Origin of the sequence: Escherichia sp. MOD1-EC5189 (assembly GCF_002966045.1) — a bacterium.
Classification (GTDB): Bacteria; Pseudomonadota; Gammaproteobacteria; order Enterobacterales; family Enterobacteriaceae; genus Escherichia; species Escherichia coli_F.
The window spans coordinates 38,548-60,201 of sequence record NZ_PTRX01000016.1 but is presented as its reverse complement, the minus strand read 5'-3'; the positions used below and the strand labels follow the sequence as shown (position 1 = coordinate 60,201).

The following is a 21,654-nucleotide window of genomic DNA, read 5'->3' as shown; positions in this document are numbered from 1 at the left end:
TACGTTATTCCTGCAATTGCGCCCCGAAGAAAATTAAACAATGTCCAGCGTACCCAGGCGGTATTTCCGCTGGTAGATAAACGAGGTGAGTACAATCGGGATGATGATGGCGATAGCCATTGCCAGCGCAAACACTTGCCAGTAGCTCGGTTGAATAGAGAGAATTCCCGGCAGGCCGCCTACGCCAATGCCATTCGCCATAACGCCGTTCAGACCGCATAGTAATCCTGCCAGACCAGAACCAATCATCGCGCACAGCATCGGGAAGCGATATTTCAGGTTGATGCCGTACATTGCAGGCTCAGTGACCCCAAGCCAGGCGGAGATAGCGGCAGGCACGGAGATCTCGCGTTCATTGTTCTTGCGGCTGGAAATGATAATGCCTATCACGGCGGAGCCCTGAGCGATATTCGACAGCGCAATAAGCGGCCACACTGGCGTGCCACCCATGCTTTGAATCATCTGCAAATCTATAGCAAGCGTGGTCTGGTGTACGCCGGTGATCACCAGCGGTGCGTAAAGGAAGCCAAACAATGCCGCACCAATGGGGGCAAAGCTGCCGGTCATCAGGTGACGCACCGCAAAGGCAACGCCATCGCCAATCATGCGACCAAACGGACCAATCAGCGCATGGGCGAGGAACACCGCGAGGATCAGCGAACAGACCGGCACCACCACCAGATAGAGGTAATCCGGCACGATACGCTTAAGGCGAGTTTCTATCACGCCCAGCGCCAGCCCGGCTAACAGTGCCGGAATAACCTGTGCCTGATAGCCCACTTTGGCGATGCTGAACATGCCAAAGTTCCATACTTCCGGTAGCTGCTGCCCGAGCAGATAAGCGTTCATCAACTGTGGGGAAACCAGCGTCACGCCAAGCACGATACCGAGGATCGGCGTGCCGCCCATTTTTTTCACCGCTGACCAGCAAATTCCGACCGGCAGGTAGAAGAAGATCGCTTCACCGATCAACCATAGAAAATCGTAGATCGTTTGCAGGGAAGGGTACATTTGCGCCAGCGTTTGACCGTTGCTCATGGGCAAATCGCCGATCACATTGCGAAAACCGAGGATCAAACCACCACTAATCAACGCGGGCAGCAGCGGGAAGAAGATCTCCGCGAAATGAGAGATCAACTGCTCATGCCATTTCATATTCTGCCGGGCAGCTTTTTTCACCTGCTCTTTATCAACCTGCGCCTGTCCGGTCGTCGCTATCAACGCTTGATAGTAATCACCCACGTTGGTGCCAATTACCACCTGAAATTGCCCGGCATTGGTGAAACAGCCTTTCACCATGGGGAGTTGCTCAATTTCTTTCGGTCTGGCATTGGCCGGTTGGTTGAGGACAAAGCGCAGACGAGTAATACAGTGGCTCACCGTCGCAATATTGCCGCGCCCGCCGACCAGTTCAATCAGCCGATCGAGATCCGTTTGGTTTATTTTGCTCATCATAAAGCCCCATGGCAGATGACATTTTTGGTTGGCTGCAGAATATAGTGCGCGGAAAAATTTAAAAACGGGAACGTTCCCTAAACGCAGCGAAGATCACAATTTATCGTTCAGGAAACGATCAGGATAGGGTGGCAGGGATGATGATTTGTTGCGGTTCGCTGCGCCCGGTTACCTGCGCAATTAACTGGCTGGCCGCCTGGCGTCCGGCTTCGGCGTAACCTGGGTCAACGGTGACGATCTCCGGATGGAGGAATTTCATTAACGGTGTATTACCGACGCTCGCCAGTTGCAAGGTGTCGATGCGTTGCTCTTGCAAGTATTTACTTGCGCCAAGTGCCAGCGTGTCGGTTGCGCACAGTAACGCGGTAGTTTCAGGGGTAATCACTTTTGCTACGTTCTCATAGCCTTGCTTCATCGCAAGGCCTGGCAGGGCGGCGACGGGATGCAGTTTATGCGCTTTGCAGAACGCCAGGTAGGCTTCGTGACGTCGCTTACCGGTCGTCACGTCACTGTGCGGTACGCCGAGATAACTGATATTACGATGTCCCTGATCATACAGCCGTTGCATCAGGATTTTGATTGCCCCTTCGTCGTCATAACAGACCGAAGCAAAGCCTTTCGCGTCACGTGCCAGCAGAACCAGCGATGACTGCCAGTGGGCTAACATGTCTTCGGTTATGCCGGTAAAACCGAACAGCACTACGCCGTCGATATTACGCCGTTTCAGCACCCCCAAATGTTCGGCAACTAATTGCGGAGAAAACTGACTTTCCATCATGATCGGGTCGTAACCTTGTTCATAGAACGCTGGCAGCATGGTTTGGACGGCGAGATTTTCTGACAACGAATCCAGACGGGTAACAATGATGGCGACCACTTTATCGCTTTGCCCACGCATAGCGCGCGCAGAGCGGGAAGGGGAAAATCCATGCTGATTCATCACTGCTTCCACGCGCTCGCGCGTGCGCTGACTCACGCCGCTTTCGTTATTCAGCACTCGGGAAACCGTAGATTTCCCCACGCCGCTTAAGCGCGCGATGTCTTTGATGGTCAGCCGATTTTGCATCCTGTTGTCCCGTAATTGCGTTTCATTATTTGAGCCTAACTTTACCCGTGCATTCAGCAATGGGTAAAGTCTGGTTTATCGTTGGTTTAGTTGCCAGTAGGTATTATATCGCCATAAATGCCACGAATATTATTGGATTCTCCTTATTATTTGCGGCGCTTTTTTCACTTACCGGAGGTTATATGGAACCTGATCCCACGCCTCTCCCTCGACGGAGATTAAAACTTTTCCGGTAAGCCCGTCTTTTCACGGCGTTACCGGATGCGTAAGGCCGTGACGTTTTAACGTCCCAGCTCAGCTTTATTACCTTCAGGTAAGGCTTCGCCACGCCTGAAGACATTTCTGCACTGTTTCAGACAGTGCGGAGGGACTCCTTATGTTTAAAGAAATTTTTACCCGGCTCATTCGCCATTTACCTTCCCGTCTGGTTCATCGCGATCCATTGCCTGGCGCGCAGCAGACAGTGAATACGGCGGTCCCGCCGTCCTTAAGTGCGCATTGCCTGAAAATGGCGGTGATGCCAGAACAGGAATTATGGAAAACGTTCAATACCCATCCGGAAGGGTTAAATCAGGCGGAAGTGGAATCTGCCCGCGAACAACATGGTGAAAATAAATTACCCGCGCAACAACCGTCGCCGTGGTGGGTACATTTATGGGTCTGCTATCGCAACCCCTTTAATATTTTGCTCACCATTCTCGGTGCTATTTCTTACGCCACGGAAGATTTATTTGCCGCAGGTGTTATCGCGCTAATGGTCGCTATTTCTACGTTGCTGAACTTTATTCAGGAAGCTCGTTCCACCAAAGCGGCAGATGCCCTGAAAGCGATGGTCAGTAATACCGCGACGGTACTGCGCGTAATTAACGATAAAGGTGAAAATGGCTGGCTGGAAATTCCGATAGACCAACTAGTGCCCGGCGATATTATAAAACTGGCGGCGGGGGATATGATCCCGGCAGATTTACGTATCTTGCAGGCGCGGGATCTGTTTGTCGCTCAGGCGTCGTTAACCGGTGAGTCTCTGCCCGTGGAAAAAGCTGCTACCACTCGCCAGCCGGAGCACAGCAATCCGCTGGAGTGCGACACCCTGTGTTTTATGGGCACCACCGTGGTGAGCGGCACGGCACAAGCAATGGTGATTGCTACAGGAGCCAACACCTGGTTTGGTCAACTGGCGGGGCGTGTTAGTGAGCAGGAAAGCGAGCCGAATGCCTTTCAGCAAGGGATTAGCCGCGTCAGTATGCTGCTGATTCGCTTTATGCTGGTGATGGCTCCGGTGGTGTTGCTGATCAACGGTTACACCAAAGGTGACTGGTGGGAAGCGGCACTGTTCGCACTTTCGGTCGCGGTAGGCTTAACGCCAGAAATGTTGCCGATGATTGTCACTTCGACGCTGGCGCGTGGTGCCGTAAAGCTGTCGAAACAGAAAGTGATCGTCAAACATCTGGATGCCATTCAGAACTTTGGCGCTATGGATATTCTGTGCACTGATAAAACCGGCACCCTGACGCAGGATAAAATTGTGCTGGAGAATCATACCGATATCTCCGGTAAAACCAGCGAACGCGTGCTGCATAGCGCGTGGTTGAACAGTCATTATCAGACCGGACTTAAAAACCTGCTTGATACAGCGGTGCTCGAAGGTACGGATGAAGAGTCAGCGCGCTCGCTGGCCAGTCGTTGGCAAAAAATTGATGAGATTCCGTTTGATTTCGAGCGTCGCCGGATGTCGGTGGTAGTGGCAGAGAATACCGAACATCATCAACTGGTTTGCAAAGGCGCATTGCAGGAAATCCTCAATGTGTGTTCGCAGGTGCGTCACAATGGTGAGATTGTGCCGCTTGATGACATCATACTGCGTAAGATTAAGCGCGTTACTGATACGCTGAATCGTCAGGGGCTGCGCGTGGTTGCGGTGGCGACGAAATACCTGCCAGCACGTGAAGGGGATTACCAGCGGGCGGATGAATCCGACCTGATCCTCGAAGGATATATTGCTTTCCTTGATCCGCCGAAAGAGACAACAGCTCCGGCACTGAAGGCATTAAAAGCGAGTGGCATTACCGTGAAAATCCTTACTGGCGACAGCGAGTTAGTGGCGGCGAAAGTGTGCCATGAAGTGGGACTGGACGCGGGAGAGGTGGTCATTGGTAGTGATATTGAAACGCTATCTGACGACGAACTGGCAAATCTTGCACAGCGCACCACGCTGTTTGCTCGCCTGACGCCGATGCATAAAGAACGCATCGTGACCTTGCTAAAGCGCGAAGGGCATGTGGTTGGCTTTATGGGCGATGGTATTAATGATGCGCCCGCCTTACGCGCTGCGGATATCGGCATTTCTGTGGACGGTGCGGTAGATATTGCCCGTGAAGCGGCTGATATCATCCTGCTGGAAAAAAGCCTGATGGTGCTGGAGGAGGGGGTTATTGAAGGACGCCGGACTTTCGCCAACATGCTGAAATACATAAAAATGACGGCGAGTTCTAACTTCGGTAATGTGTTCAGCGTGCTGGTGGCGAGTGCTTTCTTGCCCTTCCTGCCGATGCTGCCTTTACACTTACTGATCCAGAACCTGCTGTACGATGTGTCACAGGTGGCGATCCCGTTTGATAACGTCGACGACGAGCAAATTCAAAAGCCTCAGCGTTGGAATCCGGCGGATTTGGGGCGCTTTATGATCTTCTTCGGACCGATCAGTTCGATCTTCGATATTCTGACGTTTTGCCTGATGTGGTGGGTATTCCATGCCAACACGCCGGAAACGCAAACGCTGTTCCAGTCGGGCTGGTTTGTGGTGGGATTACTGTCGCAAACGCTGATTGTGCATATGATCCGTACCCGTCGTGTACCGTTTATTCAGAGCTGTGCATCGTGGCCGTTAATGATCATGACCGTGATTGTGATGATAGTCGGGATCGCATTGCCGTTTTCGCCGTTGGCCAGTTATCTGCAACTGCAGGCGCTGCCGTTAAGCTATTTCCCGTGGCTGGTTGCGATTCTGGCAGGGTATATGACGTTAACCCAGTTGGTGAAAGGGTTCTATAGCCGTCGTTACGGCTGGCAGTAAGCAAGTGATGAAGCTGGCCTGAAATACACTTTCAGGTCAGTCTGTTACGAAAACACCTGAATAAAAAAATAGATTACTGCAAAAATAAAAAAACAAATAAACGTCCAGCTCAAATTATAAAGGGCGCTATAGCTGTTATTAACAGAACGAGAGAGAAAAATGTCTTCTTTTTTTATATGTCTGGCGGAGATGTTGCGATACAGGCGGATATAATAAACACAATAGAATAATAAAGGCGGTATTGCCCATCCACCTGTAGGTTTACCAAATATAAGCGTGAGTATAATGACGATAGCAATGAAAAGCAGAAAGACGATCTGTGCTTTAGATTCTATTTTTTTTAATTCGCTTCTGATGCCGTCAGCGTGCTGTTCTTGCCAGCGCCGCAGCGTGTTAACGCTAAATTGATAGTGTTCACAAAGCTCCTTATTAGATGCCCCCTCTTTTGACCGCTGTAAAATTTCAGCAATTTGCTTATCTGTGAAACGGGATTTAGCCATCTTCAACCCTCCGTGGTTGAATCAGATAATCCAGGCGCGAAACCTGGATTATCTTTTTGAAAGAGATTAGCGACGAACAGCGATCGCTTCGATCTCAATCTTCACGTCTTTCGGCAGACGGGCAACTTCAACGCAAGAACGTGCCGGGAAGGTGGCATTGTGCTCGGTGAAGAACGCTTCGTAGGTAGCGTTTACGGTTGCGAAGTCGTTCAGATCTTTCACAAACACGGTGGTTTTAACGATATTGCCCACTTTCAGGCCAGCGGCTTCGACGATTGCTTTTACGTTATCCAGCGACTGACGTGCCTGTGCCGCTACGTCTGCCGGTACTTCGCCGGTTTTCGGGTTTACTGGGATCTGACCGGAGGTAATGATCATATTGCCCAGATCAACGCCCTGAACATAAGGACCGATAGCTGCCGGTGCATTTTCCGTCGCGATAGTTTTGCTCATGATTTCTCCTTTATTACAGCGGTAAAAAGTCTGGCTCATTATAGGGAGCCAGACTTTTATTACCAACCGCAATTAATTGGCCAGCACCACATTATGGGAAAACTCTTTTTCACAGTATTTGCATTTGAGCGCGATATCATTGGCGCGTTTTCGCACGGCAAAGCTGGATGAAACCGGTTCGGCATGGCTGATACAGTTGCTGTTCGGGCAGACCAGCACATTGTCGATGCGCTCTGGCAGACTGGGGCGCGATTTACCAACCACTTCATAGTTGTCGATACGGTTAACCGTGGCTTGCGGTGCATATAACGCCAGTTGATCAACCTGATCCTCACTTAAAAATGTATTTTCGATTTTGATCAGATCTTTACGCCCCATCTCACCAGAAGGCAGGTTCAGACCAATGGTGATGCGCTGATCCGTTTCGGTCAGCTTGAACAGACTCAACAGCTTAAAACCGATCTGGGCGGGGATATGGTCAATTACCGTGCCGCGTTTAATAGCTTCAACCTGCAATTTATTATCGTGTGTCATCTCTATTTCCCCTTACAGTACCAGATCGCGATTCAGAACCAGTGCCAGTAACGCCTGGCGAGCGAAAATCCCGTTGCCTGCTTGCTGGAAGTACCAGGCGTGCGGCGTTTTATCAACATCGGTGGCAATCTCATCAACGCGAGGCAGCGGATGCAGCACTTTCATATTGGCTTTGGCGTTGTGGAGATCGCTGGCGCGAAGAACAAACTGCGCTTTCACGTTGGCGTACTCGGACGGGTCCAGACGCTCTTTTTGCACGCGAGTCATATACAGAATGTCCACTTCCGCCATCACTTCTTCAATGGAGCTGTGCAGACTCCAGGCGATCCCTTTTTCATCGAGCATATCCAGGATGTATTGCGGCATTGCCAGCGCGTCCGGCGCGATGAAGTAAAAACGGTTGCCGTCGAACTTCGCTAACGCCTGGGTCAGGGAGTGAACGGTGCGGCCATATTTCAGGTCACCAACCATTGCGACGTGGAGATTGTCCAAACGCCCCTGGGTTTCCTGAATGGTGAATAAGTCCAGCAAGGTTTGTGTCGGATGTTGGTTGGAGCCATCACCGGCATTCAGTACCGGTACATTGCCGGAAAATTCGGTGGCCAGGCGCGCCGCACCTTCCTGCGGATGACGCATCACTATCGCATCGACGTAAGTGCTGATAACCGAAATGGTATCGGCCAGCGTTTCGCCTTTTTTACCCAGTGATGTATTGGCGCTGTCGGAGAAGCCCACCACGCTGGCACCCAGGCGGTGCATGGAAGTTTCGAAAGAGAGGCGGGTACGGGTAGAGGCTTCGAAGAAACAGCTGGCAATGACTTTGTGCTTCAACAGCTCTGGTTGCGGGTTTGCTTTCAGTTTCGCCGCTGTCGCCAGCACCAGATTAAGGTCATCGCGACTAAGGTCGTTTATGGAAATGATATGTTTCTGATATAGCGGATTAGCCATCTTTTATCTCCTGACGCCTGGGCAAAAAAAAGCCCCTCGATTGAGGGGCTGGGAATGGGTGATCAACGGGAAGAAAAACGGCAGGCCAGCGTCTTTTTTCAGACGCGGTAAGACAAAATGTCGAACACACTGAACCATACATCCTCCCGGCAAATTGTCCGGCATTATACTCATAGCCAGAAGCGGTGCAAGCATTTGATGCAATATTTTGTCAGCGCAAACGGTTTATTTGAATTAAAAGTCAAAGTGTATGCATTTTTATTTGCTATGATTCTGGAGGGGAACGGTCGTTCGGTATCAATAATTGCAGACATTTCCTGCTTTTTTCTTTTTCAATTTCACCCAATCCGATATGCATTTTATTCCATTCATCCGACTTATAGGGCGGAGTGTGAAAACTCACGGCTAAAACTATTGCTTACAGCTCAGGGATGCGCGCTATCACTTTAATTTCAAAATCAAAGCCTGCCAGCCAGGTAACACCCACCGCCGTCCAATTTGGGTAAGGTGGGGCGCTAAATATTTCATTTTTGACTGTCATGATGTCTTCAAATTGTTTTTCCGGATCGGTATGAAAGCTCGTCACATCAATGATATCGTCAAAAGTGCATCCCGCAGCTGCCAGGGTCGCATGCAAATTATCAAATGCCAGTCTGACTTGTTGCTGAAAATCGGGTTCAGGTGTTCCGTCTTCTCGACTTCCTACTTGCCCGGAAACAAACAGCAAATCGCCGGAACGGATAGCCGCAGAATAACGATGTTCAGCATACAGTGAATGTCGGCCAGCAGGGAAAACAGCGATTCTTTCTACCATTTGGTTATCCTCAAGATTTACGACATGAACAGAAGATTTATATTTACCGGGAGCCGCTTTTAGGGGACGACGAGAGTAAACAAAACCCAGACATCATGGATAATGGCTGGGCTTAATTGAGCATAGTCGGTTATGCGCCAAACGCGCCATCAATGGTATGCATCGCGCCGGTAACAAAACTGGCTTCTGGCCCTGCTAACCATGCGACCATACCAGCGACCTCTTCCGGTTGCCCATGTCTTTTGATAGCCATAAAACCATGCAACATATCGCGCATAGGCCCGTTGGCGGGATTCGCGTCGGTATCAATTGGCCCTGGCTGGACGACGTTGATGGTGATCCCACGCGGTCCAAAATCACGGGCCAGCCCGCGCGCCATACCTTGCAGGGCAGATTTACTGGCGGCATAAGCAGCCATGCCTGCAACAGGCATACGATCGCCATTCACGGAGCCGATGATTAAGATGCGCCCGCCTTCGGGCATCTGCCGGGCGGCTTCAACAGAGGCATGGTAAGAAGCATGAATATTGATTTTGAAAAGGCGATCAATATCGTCGGCATTTAATTCCAGGGCATCGCCAAAGACGCCAATACCTGCATTTACCACCAGGATATCCAATGCGCCGCTCTTACGAACGACATCAATGACAGCGTCTCTGTCAGCACTATCTGTGAATACTGCTGTCGCTCCCGTCTCTTGTGCCAGGCGTTCAGCGGCATCTTTCGACCCCGCATAGGTGAATCGTACATTGGCCCCATCGGTGACGAAACGACGTACGATAGCAGCACCGATTCCACGACTGCCACCGAGGATGAGAACTGTCTTACCTGTAAAAGCGCCCATAAGGACTCCTTGATTTATTATGTAACATGCATTACAAAACTGTTTTAACTTTCTGTCAACATGTTTTGTAATGGTCACTAAAAAACAATCTCGAGTTCCAGGTCGTCCCAGACGTTTCGCTCCTGAGCAGGCAGTCTCTGCGGCAAAAGTGCTTTTTCACCAAAAAGGTTTCGATGCTGTCAGTGTTGCTGAAGTTACTGATTATCTTGGTATTAACCCCCCGAGCCTCTACGCGGCTTTTGGCAGTAAGGCTGGGTTATTTAGCCGTGTACTCAATGAATATGTCGGTACGGAAGCTATTCCGCTTGCCGATATTCTTCGTGATGATCGTCCGGTAGGCGAGTGCCTGGTTGAGGTATTAAAAGAAGCGGCGCGCAGATATAGCCAAAACGGCGGCTGCGCTGGCTGTATGGTTCTTGAAGGTATTCATAGTCATGATCCACAAGCGCGTGGTATTGCCGTTCAATATTATCACGCCGCAGAAACAACCATTTATGACTATATCGCAAGGCGGCATCCACAAAGCGCACAATGTGTGACTGATTTTATGAGTACCGTGATGTCTGGGCTTTCTGCGAAGGCACGAGAGGGGCACTCCATCGAACAACTCTGTGCAACAGCTGCCCTGGCGGGGGAAGCGATAAAAACTCTTCTCAAGGAGTGATGCTGGCCTTGATCCGAAAGGCGGGAACGCGCCTGCCGATAAGTTGTGATAAGACAATAATTCACGCGTTAAGGCTGGCGGAATTGATCATCTTTTCGTATAACGATAGAAATGAAACATTGTTTTAATTAAGGAGTGGAAAAGATGATCATCGGAAATATTCATAATCTTCAGCCGTGGCTACCCCAGGAGTTACGCCAGGCGATTGAGCATATCAAAGCAAACGTTACGGCAGAAACGCCCAAGGGCAAGCACGATATCGAAGGCAATCGTCTGTTTTATCTTATCTCGGAAGATATGACCGAGCCGTACGAAGCTCGCCGTGCGGAGTACCATGCCCGCTATCTCGACATTCAGATTGTGTTAAAAGGTCAGGAAGGCATGACCTTCAGCACGCAACCTGCAGGCACCCCGGATACCGACTGGTTAGCAGACAAAGACATCGCATTTTTGCCGGAAGGCGTTGATGAGAAAACAGTTATCCTTAATGAAGGTGATTTTGTTGTGTTTTATCCGGGGGAAGTGCATAAACCGCTGTGCGCAGTGGGCGCGCCAGCCCAGGTTCGCAAAGCAGTAGTGAAGATGCTGATGGCGTGATGACTTTTCGCCGTAAATAACTCCAGGTTTACGGCGAGTTTGTGAAAAGAGCGTTTTTTGATATTTTTTTGTGAGTAAAATTTGTAATGCTTAGACGTTCTTATTAACTCAAGGAGTTCGTCATGAGCAAAATATCGCATTCGGATTATTTTCACTACGTTGCTTCCTGCAGGAATTTTAAACCAAAACATGATGTTTTAAATAGCTGGTGTGTGGGAATCAATAATTTTTCCCGTATTGCCGAGGGGCAGCATAACAAAAGAAATATCCTTTCTCCTAAGGCATTTTTGGAGTTTCTGGCATGGATATTTACCTTGGGACATGTAGATTTTAGTGAAAGCCGCAATGAAGCGGGAAGAAAAATGATGGGTAATATAAAATCCTCATCTTATTTAAAAAAAGATGATGGTAGTGAAATAATGCGATTTTACATGAATAATCCTGAAGGGTGGGAAGATGATATACGCCCGGTTATTTTAGAAGTTAGACTTACCCCTCCCTCTGTGAATGGGGCTCGTCAAGGGCGTACAGCCATTATATTTGATGATGTAACAGAATCTGGTAAGTCAATTTTTCGTTTTGAAGGGACGGATTTTGAAACAAAAGATGAGAGTTCATTACTACTGATTACTAATAAAGTTCTGGCGTGTTACCAGCGTGAAATTAACAACGAAATAGCACTTCAGTTAAATAATAACCAGATGAATTGGCAAGCCCAGGACTATAAAGATTTTTTTAAAGATGCCTTGGCTACAACATTGTCAACAATAAAGCAAGAGCATCTGCTAATAATGCCTCATGTATGTAATGAAATTATTCCAGACTTACTGGGCGAAGAAGGCATACTTGAAGAGATAGATAATCTCAGCGCGTCTGACGATGCCTTTACTAATAATAAAAAAAGTAATGATGAAATTAATAAGATCAAAGTTGATCTAGCGCATATTCTTATTGATTCCTTAGATGATGCGCCGGTTGACCTCTCACCGGTCATCCGTTCGATGTTAGAAACTTTTTTACAATCGCCATATATGAGTGATGTAAAAATACTGGAGTGGTGTTTTAATAAAAGTATCGAATATTTTAATGCTGCTGCAAAGATAGATTATGCATGCGACGTGATAAAAAATATTAAGTCTGGTTGTGATCAGTCTAAAAGAGCTGAGGCATTATTTTCCCTTCTTGATAAAGAACCCTATAAAAATAATCCTGATTTACAGACGTTGATTTGGGATAAGTTGATTGTATATGTCGAAGTTTTAAACTTAAGCAATCAAGAGAAATCACATTTAATTGAAAGACTATTTAATAATGCTCAGTTAGTATTTAAGGACGTACCTGTCAGTATCTTGGTGAACAAGGTGTTTCTGAATGATTTTTTTATGAAAAAACCTGAGATGATTAAATGGTACCTTCCTCAGTTACTTGTGAGTTATGCAAGGGAAAAGAGAGATCTTGATAGCTTAGAATGTGATATTAATAATAGACAACTTACGAAAGAACAACTGGGTCAACTTATTGAAGAAAAGGCGATTAATGAATTAAACCTTAGAACTAACGTGTTGGTAATCATCAAAAATTTAAAAAGTGCTCTATTAACAGATTTTAATGACGCATATTTGGAGGGACGAAAACCTCCTGAATGGCTACAGGATGCAATACAGAACTATGTGTCGAAACAGGAGACTGACGCTGAATAATAGGATGCCGGGATAATATTGTATTTCCCGGCATCTTTATAGAGGTACAAATTATTTACTGAGTGTCGCTACCATCACCGCTTTTATGGTGTGCATCCGGTTTTCTGCCTGGTCAAAGACAATACTTGCCGGAGATTCAAAGACTTCATCGGTGACTTCCATTCCACCATGCAGACCAAATTCTGCGGCCATTTTTTTACCCAGCGTGGTTTGATCATCATGAAATGCAGGCAGACAGTGGAGGAATTTAACCTGCGGATTACCGGTCAGGGCCATCATTTTGCTATTCACCTGATAGTCACGCAGCAGGGCAATACGCTCCGCCCATTTCTCTTTGGGCTCACCCATCGATACCCAGACATCGGTATAGATAAAGTCTGCGCCTTTAACCCCAGAGGCGATATCTTCCGTCAAGGTGATTTTACCCCCGTGTTTTTGCGCCAGAGCACTGCATTCGGCGACCAGCGATGCTTCCGGCCAGTAGGCTTTCGGCGCGACTAAACGCAGATCCAGCCCGGTCAACGCCGCAGCTTCCAGCATTGAGTTCCCCATGTTGTTACGAGCATCTCCGGCGTATACCAGCGTCATTTCATTGAACGCTTTACCTGGCAGATGTTCCTGCATCGTGAGGAGATCTGCCAGCAGCTGTGTCGGGTGAAACTCATCCGTCAGGCCGTTCCATACAGGCACGCCAGCGTATTCAGCCAGTGTTTCAACAATTTCCTGACCGTAGCCACGGTACTGTATCCCGTCGTACATCCGACCAAGAACACGAGCCGTATCTTTAATCGATTCTTTATGACCAATCTGGCTGCCGCTTGGGCCTAGATAAGTGACTCGTGCCCCTTGATCATATGCGGCAACTTCGAAAGAGCATCGTGTGCGAGTCGAGTCTTTTTCGAAGATGAGCGCGATATTTTTACCCGTTAATTTAGCTTCTTCAGTGCCGTTTTTCTTCGCGGATTTCAGTGTTGCGGCAAGTTGTAGCAGGGTGGTGAGATCTGAAGAGGTAAAATCGAGTAACTTCAAAAAATGCTTCTGATAAAAACTGGACATACTTCCCTCCCATGGCATACGCCTTTGATGAATTAAAATTCAATCTATATGAATGATTATTCATTTGCAAGCTTGATAAATAAAACTTTGTGACAAAGGTGGAGGCAATGTCAGTGGTGTGTGACAATAAGAGTATCGGCAGGACATTAAGAGGAATGAGCCATGGCAAACCCGGAACAACTGGAAGAACAGCGTGAAGAAACACGTTTGATTATTGAAGAATTACTGGAAGATGGCAGCGATCCGGACGCGCTGTACACCATCGAACACCATCTTTCCGCAGACGATCTGGAAACTCTGGAAAAAGCGGCAGTTGAAGCGTTTAAACTCGGTTACGAAGTGACCGATCCAGAAGAGCTGGAAGTTGAAGATGGTGATATCGTGATTTGCTGCGACATCCTCAGCGAATGCGCCCTGAATGCCGACCTGATTGATGCTCAGGTGGAACAACTGATGACGCTGGCGGAGAAATTTGACGTCGAGTATGACGGTTGGGGCACTTACTTTGAAGATCCTAACGGCGAAGATGGCGACGATGAAGATTTTGTCGATGAAGACGATGACGGAGTTCGCCACTAATTAAGCGTAGCGCATCAGGCCCAGGTAGTTCCTGCAACCTGGTGAATTTGTTGCCCGGATAAGGCATTCATGTCACATCCGGCATAAACAAAACGTACGTTGTTAATGTTCGAATGCCCGCGAGTTGAACACGCGGGCATTTTTTTAGAGTTCGCGCAACATCCGTACTTCACAATCGACATGGCCCGTGCAGCCAAGCGCATAGTCGATATGCTCAAAGCCCAAGTGCTCATAAAGCGCAATGGCTTCCTTTAAAAAAGCTGTCGTTTCCAGATAGCAGCGTTTGAAACCCATCTCTCGCGCCTGCTCCATCGCCATTAAGGCCAGTTTTTTTGCCAGCCCTTTGCCGCGGATAGCCGGAAGAAAATACATCTTTTGCAGTTCGCAAATGTCCGACTCACTCCCGGTTAATGGCGCTATCCCACCGCCGCCGACCACTTCACCCTCGTACTCAACTACCCAATATGCATGGCCAGGCTGACTATACACTTGATACAGCTCGTCAAGATTCGGATCGGCGACGGTGTATCCTTTATCAGCGGTAAGACCGTATTCGGCGGATACCTGACGAATGACGCGGGCGATAGCAGGATTATCCTGCAGCGTCAGGCGACGCATTACAGGTGATTGCGGCGCAATGTTATTCATAGTTTAACCCAATAAAAATAAAGTAATTATACATTTGTTTAATACCACTCTCTTCTTACGTGCGCAAGCGACTTATAAAGTAATAAAGTTTTTGCCAGCCTATTACTGATAAGAGTATTGTAACGTGGCAGAACATTTTACTGTCTGTATATATAAGTTATATCAATGGATTTTTTAATTCAGGGATTTTTTATGGCTCAAGTTATTAATGAAATGGATGTTCCGTCCCATTCGTTTGTTTTTCATGGTACAGGTGAGAGGTATTTTCTTATTTGTGTGGTGAATGTGTTGTTAACGATTATAACGTTAGGTATCTATTTACCATGGGCATTAATGAAATGTAAGCGTTATCTTTATGCTAATATGGAAGTTAACGGACAACGATTTTCTTATGGAATTACCGGTGGGAATGTTTTTGTTAGTTGTCTTGTTTTTGTTTTTTTCTATTTCGCAATCTTAATGACAGTGTCAGCAGATATGCCGCTTGTTGGTTGTGTTTTGACTTTGTTACTGTTGGTTTTGCTTATATTTATGGCAGCAAAAGGACTGCGTCATCAGGCCTTAATGACCAGTCTCAACGGCGTAAGATTTAGTTTTAATTGCTCTATGAAAGGGTTCTGGTGGGTGACCTTTTTCTTGCCGATTTTAATGGCCGTTGGGATGGGGACTGTTTTCTTTATCTCGACAAAGATGCTACATGCCAATAGTTCAAGTAGTGTTATTATATCTATGGTTCTGATGGCAATAGTTGGTATTGTTTCCATTGGTATTTTTAATGGTACTTTATATAGTCTGGTAATGAGTTTTCTCTGGAGCAATACCAGTTTCGGTATACATCGTTTCAAGGTGAAATTAGATACTACGTATTGTATAAAATATGCCATTCTCGCATTTTTAGCTTTATTGCCTTTTCTCGCTGTTGCTGGTTATATTATCTTCGATCAAATATTAAATGCGTATGATAGTTCTGTATATGCAAATGATGACATTGAGAATTTACAGCAATTTATGGAAATGCAACGTAAAATGATAATCGCGCAGTTAATCTATTATTTTGGGATTGCTGTTAGCACCAGTTATTTAACGGTGTCGTTGCGAAACCATTTTATGAGCAACCTGTCACTGAATGATGGGCGTATTCGTTTTCGCTCAACTTTAACGTACCACGGTATGCTTTATCGCATGTGTGCGTTGGTGGTGATATCCGGGATTACGGGCGGTCTGGCTTATCCACTGTTGAAAATATGGATGATTGACTGGCAGGCAAAAAATACGTATTTGCTGGGCGATTTGGATGACCTTCCTTTAATCAATAAAGAAGAACAACCAGATAAAGGCTTCTTAGCCAGTATTTCTCGGGGAGTTATGCCTTCTTTACCATTTCTGTAAGAGATAAAAAAGGCCGGAGCATGCTCCGGCCTTCGTTTTCATCACGGTGTTGATTACAGCGCGGCGATAACAGCCTGCTGTTCAATCAGCTTCGCTTTCGCTTCCGCATAGCCTTCCAGCTTCTCACGCTCTTTCGCGATGACCGCTTCCGGTGCACGGGCGACAAAGCCTTCGTTCGCCAGTTTGTTCTCGATACGGCTGATTTCACCTTCAATCTTCGCCACTTCTTTCGCCAGACGCGCCAGCTCATCTTCTTTGTTGATGAGGCCAGCCATCGGGATCAGCAGCTCTGCACCGTCGATGATCTTCGTAACAGAAACCGGACCTTTGTCATCGGCAGGCAGCACGGTGATGCTTTCCAGACGCGCCAGCGTTTGCAGGAAGCCACGGTTTTCATTTACGCGACGTTCTGCATCCGCGCTGCAACCACGCAGCAGCAGCTCCAGCGGTTTACCCGGCGCGATGTTCATTTCTGCACGGATGTTACGTACCGCAACGATCGCCTGCTTCAGCCACTCGGTGTCGGCCAGTGCGGCTTCATCGACCTGAGACGCATCGTACTGCGGGAACGGCTGCAGCATGATGGTGTCAGCGGTGATGCCGCAAAGTACTTTCACACGCTGCCAGATGGTTTCGGTGATGAACGGAATGATCGGATGCGCGAGGCGCAGCAGACCTTCCAGTACAGTCACCAGCGTATGGCGAGTACCGCGCAGTTCGGCTTCTGTTCCACCGTTCATTACCGGCTTGGTCAGCTCCAGATACCAGTCACAGAACTGGTTCCAGGTGAACTCATACAGAATGCCGGCGGCGATATCGAAGCGGAAGCTGTCCAGCGCTTCGCGGTACGCTTTGATGGTCTGGTTGAACTCCGCCAGAATCCAGCGGTCCGCCAGCGACAGCGTCATTTCGCCGCCGTTGAAGCCGCAATCCTGACCTTCTGTGTTCATCAGCACAAAGCGGCTGGCGTTCCACAGCTTGTTACAGAAGTTACGGTAGCCTTCCAGACGCTTCATATCCCAGTTGATGTCACGACCGGTAGAAGCCAGCGCCGCCAGGGTGAAGCGCAGCGCGTCAGTACCGTGCGGCTCAATGCCGTTCGGGAACTGCTTCTCGGTGCGCTTACGGATTTTGTCCGCCAGCTGCGGCTGCATCATATTACCGGTACGTTTTTCCAGCAGTTCCGGCAGCGAAATACCGTCAACCATATCCAGCGGGTCAATCACGTTACCCTTGGATTTGGACATCTTCTGGCCTTCGTCATCACGAATCAGGCCGGTCATGTAAACGGTATGGAACGGCACCTGCGGTTTGCCATTTTCATCTTTGATGAAGTGCATGGTCATCATGATCATGCGGGCAATCCAGAAGAAGATGATGTCGAAACCAGATACCATCACGCTGGTTGGGTGGAACTGGCGCAGTGCGTCGGTGTTTTCCGGCCAGCCAAGGGTAGAGAAGGTCCACAGTGCGGAGGAAAACCAGGTGTCGAGAACGTCTTCGTCCTGACGCAGGGCAACATCAGCACCGAGGTTATTTTCTTTACGCACTTCGTCTTCGTTGCGGCCAACATAAACGTTACCCGCGTCGTCATACCATGCCGGGATGCGGTGACCCCACCACAGCTGACGAGAGATACACCAGTCCTGAATATCGCGCATCCAGGAGAAGTACATGTTTTCGTACTGCTTCGGTACGAACTGAATGTCGCCGTTCTCAACCGCTTCAACCGCCGGTTTCGCCAGCACGTCGGCACGTACGTACCACTGGTCGGTCAGCATCGGTTCGATAACCACGCCGCCACGGTCGCCGTAAGGAACGGTCAGGTCGTGCGGTTTAATTTCTTCCAGCAGGCCGAGCGCGTCAACCGCAGCAACGACGGCTTTACGTGCCGCAAAACGCTCCAGTTTCTGGAATTCTGCTGGGATATCGCTGGAATAAACGTCAGATTCGTTACCTTTGGTATCGAACACCTGGGCGCTTTCACGGATATCACCGTCAAAGGTCAGGATGTTGATCATCGGCAGGGCGTGACGTTTACCGACTTCATAGTCGTTAAAGTCGTGCGCCGGGGTGATCTTCACGCAGCCAGTGCCTTTTTCCATATCGGCGTGTTCGTCGCCAACAATCGGAATACGACGGTTAACCAGCGGCAGAATGACATATTTGCCAATCAGATCTTTGTAACGCGGATCTTCTGGGTTAACGGCCACGCCGGTATCGCCCAGCAGGGTTTCCGGACGGGTAGTCGCAACCACCAGATAATCTTTACCGTCTGCGGTTTTCGCGCCATCAGCCAGCGGATAGCGGATGTGCCACATCGAACCTTTCGATTCGCGGTTTTCCACTTCCAGGTCAGAGATAGCGGTACGCAGTTTCGGGTCCCAGTTTACCAGGCGTTTGCCACGGTAAATCAGGTCTTCTTTATACAGACGAACGAAAACTTCTTTCACCGCATTGGACAGGCCTTCGTCCATGGTGAAGCGTTCACGCTCCCAGTCCACGGAGTTGCCGAGACGACGCATCTGACGGGTAATGGTGCCGCCAGATTCCGCTTTCCATTCCCAGATTTTGTCGATGAAAGCTTCGCGGCCATAGTCGTGACGGGTTTTACCTTCTTCTGCGGCAATCTTGCGCTCAACGACCATCTGGGTAGCGATCCCGGCGTGGTCAGTACCGACCTGCCACAGGGTGTTTTTGCCCTGCATGCGCTGATAGCGGATCATGGTATCCATGATGGTTTGCTGGAAGGCGTGACCCATATGCAAACTGCCGGTGACGTTCGGCGGCGGGATCATGATGCAGAAACTTTCCTGGCTTTCATCGCCATTAGGCTTAAAGTAGCCCTGCTTTTCCCAGTGCTCGTAAAGCGGCTGTTCGATATCTTGTGGGTTGTATGTCTTTTCCATTATTTCCAGGTTGCCGTATTCAGGTTGAAACCAGCCACGCGGTAGGCTTTATAGCGTTCGCGCGCCAGTTGTTTCAGAGAATCTTCATAAGGAACGAAGTCTACCACTTCTGTGAAAGCGGTGGCAAAATCTGCAAAGCTTGTTCGCAGACTAATCAATATATCGCGCGGGCTGCTGCTACGCTTTTGTGGCCAGGCGATCTCCACCGGCGCACCGCCGCGCGGTCCTTCTCCCGCTAAATTATGCGGAACAAAGCTTTCTGCCGGACGCGCCCACAGGGCTTCATCCAGCCGGTAAGCCTGCTTTTCATCTTCACAGGCGATGAGTACGCGCTTACCGCTGCGCCAACGTTCTGCGGCAATTTCACACACCAGTTGCTCAACGGCGCTTAAGCCATCGACGGTGGTGTCATTGTCCAGAAGGTAGAACGTCGCGTTTTTCATAAATGGGGCTTCTTGTGGTGGATTTAAATATGCATTTGGTAATACACAGCGTTGCCTGATGCGACGCTGTCGCGTCTTATCAGGCCTACGGGTCCGGTATTCTGTGTCGGTCGGATAAGGCGTTCACGCCGCATCCGACAATAACAACATTGCCAGATGCGACGCTGTCGCGTCTTATCAGGCCTACGAGTCCGGTGCTCTGTGTCGGTCGGATAAGGCGTTCACGCCGCATCCGACAATAACAACACAGCCTGATGCAATTACTCTTCGCCGTTAAACCCGGCGCGGTTTAACAGGAACTGTGCCAGCAACGCCACCGGGCGGCCGGTTGCGCCTTTTGCTTTACCAGAACGCCAGGCGGTACCGGCGATATCCAGGTGTGCCCAGTTGTACTTACGGGTAAAGCGCGACAGGAAGCAACCTGCGGTAATCGCCCCGCCAGGACGACCGCCAATGTTCGCCATATCGGCAAAATTGGACTCCAGCTGTTCCTGATACTCGTCACCCAGCGGTAAACGCCATGCGCGGTCACCGGATTGTTCAGATGCAGCAATCAGCTCATGGGCCAGCGGATTGTGGTTCGCCATCAGACCGGTAATGTGATGGCCTAGCGCGATAACGCAGGCACCGGTCAGCGTCGCCACGTCAATCACCGCTTCCGGCTCAAAACGCTCAACGTAAGTTAACACATCGCACAGTACCAGGCGGCCTTCGGCGTCGGTATTCAGCACTTCTACGGTTTGACCGGACATGGTGGTTAACACATCGCCCGGACGATAGGCACGTCCGCCAGGCATGTTTTCGCAGCCTGCCAGCACGCCAATAACGTTAATCGGCAGTTGCAGCTCCGCGACCATACGCATCACGCCGTAAACCGCCGCCGCACCGCACATATCGTACTTCATCTCATCCATGCCTTCTGAAGGCTTGATGGAGATACCGCCGGAGTCGAAGGTTAAACCTTTACCCACCAGCACGATTGGGCGAGCATCTTCCGACGCGTTGCCTTTGTACTCAATCACCGACATCAGCGATTCGTTCTGCGAACCCTGACCGACCGCCAGATAGGAATGCATCCCCAGCTCTTTCATCTGCTGTTCGCCGATAACGCGGGTGATGACATTCTTGCTGTAGCTGTCAGCCAGCTGGCGCGCCTGAGAGGCGAGATAAGCGGCGTTACAGATATTCGGCGGCATATTACCGAGATCTTTCGCTGCTTTTATCCCGGCGGCAATCGCCAGACCGTGCTGGATCGCGCGCTCACCGCTAGTCAGTTCACGGCGGGTCGGCACGTTGAACACCATCTTACGCAGCGGGCGACGCGGTTCGCTCTTATTCGTTTTCAACTGATCGAAACTGTAGAGCGTCTCTTTTGCTGTCTCGACAGCCTGACGCACTTTCCAGTAGTTGTTACGGCCTTTAACGTGCAGTTCAGTCAGAAAGCAGACCGCTTCCATCGAGCCAGTATCATTCAGCGTATTAATGGTTTTCTGAATAACCTGCTTGTACTGACGCTCATCCAGCTCACGTTCTTTGCCGCAACCAATAAGGAGAATTCGTTCGGAAAGTACATTCGGAACATGGTGCAGCAACAGTGTCTGCCCAGGTTTTCCTTCCAGTTCGCCCCGACGCAGCAGGGCGCTGATGTACCCATCGCTGATTTTATCGAGCTGTTCTGCAATCGGAGAAAGGCGACGTGGTTCGAAGACGCCCACGACGATGCAGGCACTCCGCTGTTTCTCCGGGCTACCGCTTTTTACACTAAACTCCATGCACTACGCTCCTGAATCTTAAAGACAACGGCGGTGGCTACAGATAGAATTGCAAGCTTTCGTAACTCATGTCCGCTGTTGCGATGACTTCGTGTTAATCTTAACGTTATTACGGCATTGGCACGTCAGAACAAAATCTGAGAGGTGAATCCGTTGAGTATAATTATCTTAGCGACGATTTCGACGACTCAAGAGAATAAATGACGTTTA

At 49.2% G+C, this 21,654-nt stretch carries 22 protein-coding genes; 8 read left to right on the top strand and 14 right to left on the bottom strand.

Going from position 1 to position 21,654, the window contains the following annotated elements:
• Positions 1-33: 33 nt before the first annotated feature.
• Positions 34-1,455, bottom strand: coding sequence for a PTS trehalose transporter subunit IIBC (treB, locus tag ATB02_RS14885; RefSeq protein ID WP_105271823.1), 1,422 nt, complete (start codon positions 1,453-1,455; stop codon positions 34-36).
• Between the two features lie 118 nt (positions 1,456-1,573).
• Complete coding sequence (treR, locus tag ATB02_RS14880; protein ID WP_257187417.1) at positions 1,574-2,578, bottom strand: trehalose operon repressor TreR; 1,005 nt, start codon at positions 2,576-2,578, stop codon at positions 1,574-1,576.
• 125 nt (positions 2,579-2,703) lie between these two features.
• Here treR and mgtL point away from each other — a divergent pair, with 125 nt between their 5' ends.
• Positions 2,704-2,757 (top strand): mgtA regulatory leader peptide MgtL, encoded by a 54-nt coding sequence (gene mgtL, locus ATB02_RS14875; RefSeq protein WP_001387276.1) that lies wholly within the window; start codon positions 2,704-2,706, stop codon positions 2,755-2,757.
• Between the two features lie 140 nt (positions 2,758-2,897).
• The gene (gene mgtA, locus ATB02_RS14870) at positions 2,898-5,594 is read left to right on the top strand and encodes a magnesium-translocating P-type ATPase (RefSeq protein ID WP_000471876.1); all 2,697 of its coding nucleotides are present in this window, start codon (positions 2,898-2,900) and stop codon (positions 5,592-5,594) included.
• Positions 5,595-5,638: 44 nt separating this feature from the next.
• Here the strand turns inward: mgtA and ATB02_RS14865 are convergent, their stop codons facing one another.
• From ATB02_RS14865 to bdcA, 7 genes are all read right to left on the bottom strand, one after another.
• Complete coding sequence (locus tag ATB02_RS14865; RefSeq protein WP_105271822.1) at positions 5,639-6,094, bottom strand: transposase; 456 nt, start codon at positions 6,092-6,094, stop codon at positions 5,639-5,641.
• A gap of 66 nt (positions 6,095-6,160) precedes the next feature.
• Positions 6,161-6,547, bottom strand: coding sequence for a 2-iminobutanoate/2-iminopropanoate deaminase (gene ridA, locus ATB02_RS14860; protein ID WP_064221923.1), 387 nt, complete (start codon positions 6,545-6,547; stop codon positions 6,161-6,163).
• A gap of 72 nt (positions 6,548-6,619) precedes the next feature.
• A complete protein-coding gene (pyrI, locus tag ATB02_RS14855; protein ID WP_000148581.1) occupies positions 6,620-7,081 on the bottom strand; it encodes an aspartate carbamoyltransferase regulatory subunit in 462 nt (153 codons plus the stop codon).
• Positions 7,082-7,093: 12 nt separating this feature from the next.
• Positions 7,094-8,029, bottom strand: coding sequence for an aspartate carbamoyltransferase (pyrB, locus tag ATB02_RS14850; protein WP_000013046.1), 936 nt, complete (start codon positions 8,027-8,029; stop codon positions 7,094-7,096).
• A gap of 3 nt (positions 8,030-8,032) precedes the next feature.
• Positions 8,033-8,167: a pyr operon leader peptide gene (gene pyrL / locus ATB02_RS14845; RefSeq protein ID WP_001296693.1), complete on the bottom strand. Its 135-nt coding sequence runs from the start codon at positions 8,165-8,167 to the stop codon at positions 8,033-8,035.
• A gap of 280 nt (positions 8,168-8,447) precedes the next feature.
• Entirely contained in the window at positions 8,448-8,843 is a 396-nt protein-coding gene (locus ATB02_RS14835; RefSeq protein ID WP_039021195.1) for a RidA family protein, read from the bottom strand.
• Between the two features lie 130 nt (positions 8,844-8,973).
• Positions 8,974-9,687, bottom strand: a complete 714-nt coding sequence (gene bdcA, locus ATB02_RS14830; RefSeq protein WP_105271821.1) for an SDR family oxidoreductase — start codon at positions 9,685-9,687, stop codon at positions 8,974-8,976.
• 70 nt (positions 9,688-9,757) lie between these two features.
• On the opposite strand from bdcA, the gene ATB02_RS14825 reads away from it, so the two are divergent.
• The 3 genes from ATB02_RS14825 to ATB02_RS14815 all read left to right on the top strand — a co-directional run bounded on the left by ATB02_RS14825 (position 9,758) and on the right by ATB02_RS14815 (position 12,648).
• Positions 9,758-10,351, top strand: a complete 594-nt coding sequence (locus ATB02_RS14825) for a TetR/AcrR family transcriptional regulator (RefSeq protein WP_000256677.1) — start codon at positions 9,758-9,760, stop codon at positions 10,349-10,351.
• A 144-nt stretch (positions 10,352-10,495) separates the two neighbouring features.
• The gene (tabA, locus tag ATB02_RS14820; RefSeq protein WP_001315168.1) at positions 10,496-10,948 is read left to right on the top strand and encodes a toxin-antitoxin biofilm protein TabA; all 453 of its coding nucleotides are present in this window, start codon (positions 10,496-10,498) and stop codon (positions 10,946-10,948) included.
• Between the two features lie 122 nt (positions 10,949-11,070).
• The gene (locus ATB02_RS14815; RefSeq protein ID WP_105271820.1) at positions 11,071-12,648 is read left to right on the top strand and encodes a hypothetical protein; all 1,578 of its coding nucleotides are present in this window, start codon (positions 11,071-11,073) and stop codon (positions 12,646-12,648) included.
• Between the two features lie 51 nt (positions 12,649-12,699).
• Here the strand turns inward: ATB02_RS14815 and argF are convergent, their stop codons facing one another.
• Positions 12,700-13,704, bottom strand: coding sequence for an ornithine carbamoyltransferase (gene argF / locus ATB02_RS14810; RefSeq protein ID WP_105271819.1), 1,005 nt, complete (start codon positions 13,702-13,704; stop codon positions 12,700-12,702).
• 162 nt (positions 13,705-13,866) lie between these two features.
• On the opposite strand from argF, the gene rraB reads away from it, so the two are divergent.
• Positions 13,867-14,283 (top strand): ribonuclease E inhibitor RraB, encoded by a 417-nt coding sequence (rraB, locus tag ATB02_RS14805; RefSeq protein ID WP_000002953.1) that lies wholly within the window; start codon positions 13,867-13,869, stop codon positions 14,281-14,283.
• Between the two features lie 144 nt (positions 14,284-14,427).
• Here rraB and ATB02_RS14800 read toward each other — a convergent pair whose 3' ends face one another.
• Positions 14,428-14,931, bottom strand: coding sequence for a GNAT family N-acetyltransferase (locus tag ATB02_RS14800; RefSeq protein ID WP_001059402.1), 504 nt, complete (start codon positions 14,929-14,931; stop codon positions 14,428-14,430).
• Between the two features lie 192 nt (positions 14,932-15,123).
• Between ATB02_RS14800 and ATB02_RS14795 the strand changes: the two genes are divergently transcribed.
• Positions 15,124-16,320 carry a YjgN family protein gene (locus ATB02_RS14795; protein ID WP_000079650.1) on the top strand — a complete coding sequence of 399 codons (1,197 nt, stop codon included), beginning with the start codon at positions 15,124-15,126 and terminating at the stop codon, positions 16,318-16,320.
• 53 nt (positions 16,321-16,373) lie between these two features.
• Here ATB02_RS14795 and valS read toward each other — a convergent pair whose 3' ends face one another.
• From valS to pepA, 3 genes are all read right to left on the bottom strand, one after another.
• Complete coding sequence (valS, locus tag ATB02_RS14790; protein ID WP_046076409.1) at positions 16,374-19,229, bottom strand: valine--tRNA ligase; 2,856 nt, start codon at positions 19,227-19,229, stop codon at positions 16,374-16,376.
• On the bottom strand, positions 19,229-19,672 hold the full coding sequence (holC, locus tag ATB02_RS14785; RefSeq protein WP_000786399.1) for a DNA polymerase III subunit chi: 444 nt from the start codon (positions 19,670-19,672) through the stop codon (positions 19,229-19,231). The genes valS and holC overlap by 1 nt, the downstream gene beginning before the upstream one ends.
• A 260-nt stretch (positions 19,673-19,932) precedes the next feature.
• A complete protein-coding gene (gene pepA, locus ATB02_RS14780; RefSeq protein ID WP_000397144.1) occupies positions 19,933-21,444 on the bottom strand; it encodes a leucyl aminopeptidase in 1,512 nt (503 codons plus the stop codon).
• Positions 21,445-21,597: 153 nt separating this feature from the next.
• Here pepA and ytgA point away from each other — a divergent pair, with 153 nt between their 5' ends.
• A complete protein-coding gene (gene ytgA / locus ATB02_RS26715; protein ID WP_211180521.1) occupies positions 21,598-21,648 on the top strand; it encodes a protein YtgA in 51 nt (16 codons plus the stop codon).
• The last annotated feature ends 6 nt before the right edge of the window (positions 21,649-21,654 follow it).

Coding starts and splice junctions, on each gene's coding strand:
- treB (WP_105271823.1), bottom strand. CDS start 1,455: ATGATGAGCAAAATAAACCAAACGGATCTCGATCGGCTGATTGAACTG.
- mgtA (WP_000471876.1), top strand. CDS start 2,898: ATGTTTAAAGAAATTTTTACCCGGCTCATTCGCCATTTACCTTCCCGT.
- ATB02_RS14865 (WP_105271822.1), bottom strand. CDS start 6,094: ATGGCTAAATCCCGTTTCACAGATAAGCAAATTGCTGAAATTTTACAG.
- ridA (WP_064221923.1), bottom strand. CDS start 6,547: ATGAGCAAAACTATCGCGACGGAAAATGCACCGGCAGCTATCGGTCCT.
- pyrI (WP_000148581.1), bottom strand. CDS start 7,081: ATGACACACGATAATAAATTGCAGGTTGAAGCTATTAAACGCGGCACG.
- pyrB (WP_000013046.1), bottom strand. CDS start 8,029: ATGGCTAATCCGCTATATCAGAAACATATCATTTCCATAAACGACCTT.
- pyrL (WP_001296693.1), bottom strand. CDS start 8,167: ATGGTTCAGTGTGTTCGACATTTTGTCTTACCGCGTCTGAAAAAAGAC.
- ATB02_RS14835 (WP_039021195.1), bottom strand. CDS start 8,843: ATGGTAGAAAGAATCGCTGTTTTCCCTGCTGGCCGACATTCACTGTAT.
- bdcA (WP_105271821.1), bottom strand. CDS start 9,687: ATGGGCGCTTTTACAGGTAAGACAGTTCTCATCCTCGGTGGCAGTCGT.
- ATB02_RS14825 (WP_000256677.1), top strand. CDS start 9,758: ATGGTCACTAAAAAACAATCTCGAGTTCCAGGTCGTCCCAGACGTTTC.
- tabA (WP_001315168.1), top strand. CDS start 10,496: ATGATCATCGGAAATATTCATAATCTTCAGCCGTGGCTACCCCAGGAG.
- ATB02_RS14815 (WP_105271820.1), top strand. CDS start 11,071: ATGAGCAAAATATCGCATTCGGATTATTTTCACTACGTTGCTTCCTGC.
- argF (WP_105271819.1), bottom strand. CDS start 13,704: ATGTCCAGTTTTTATCAGAAGCATTTTTTGAAGTTACTCGATTTTACC.
- rraB (WP_000002953.1), top strand. CDS start 13,867: ATGGCAAACCCGGAACAACTGGAAGAACAGCGTGAAGAAACACGTTTG.
- ATB02_RS14800 (WP_001059402.1), bottom strand. CDS start 14,931: ATGAATAACATTGCGCCGCAATCACCTGTAATGCGTCGCCTGACGCTG.
- ATB02_RS14795 (WP_000079650.1), top strand. CDS start 15,124: ATGGCTCAAGTTATTAATGAAATGGATGTTCCGTCCCATTCGTTTGTT.
- valS (WP_046076409.1), bottom strand. CDS start 19,229: ATGGAAAAGACATACAACCCACAAGATATCGAACAGCCGCTTTACGAG.
- holC (WP_000786399.1), bottom strand. CDS start 19,672: ATGAAAAACGCGACGTTCTACCTTCTGGACAATGACACCACCGTCGAT.
- pepA (WP_000397144.1), bottom strand. CDS start 21,444: ATGGAGTTTAGTGTAAAAAGCGGTAGCCCGGAGAAACAGCGGAGTGCC.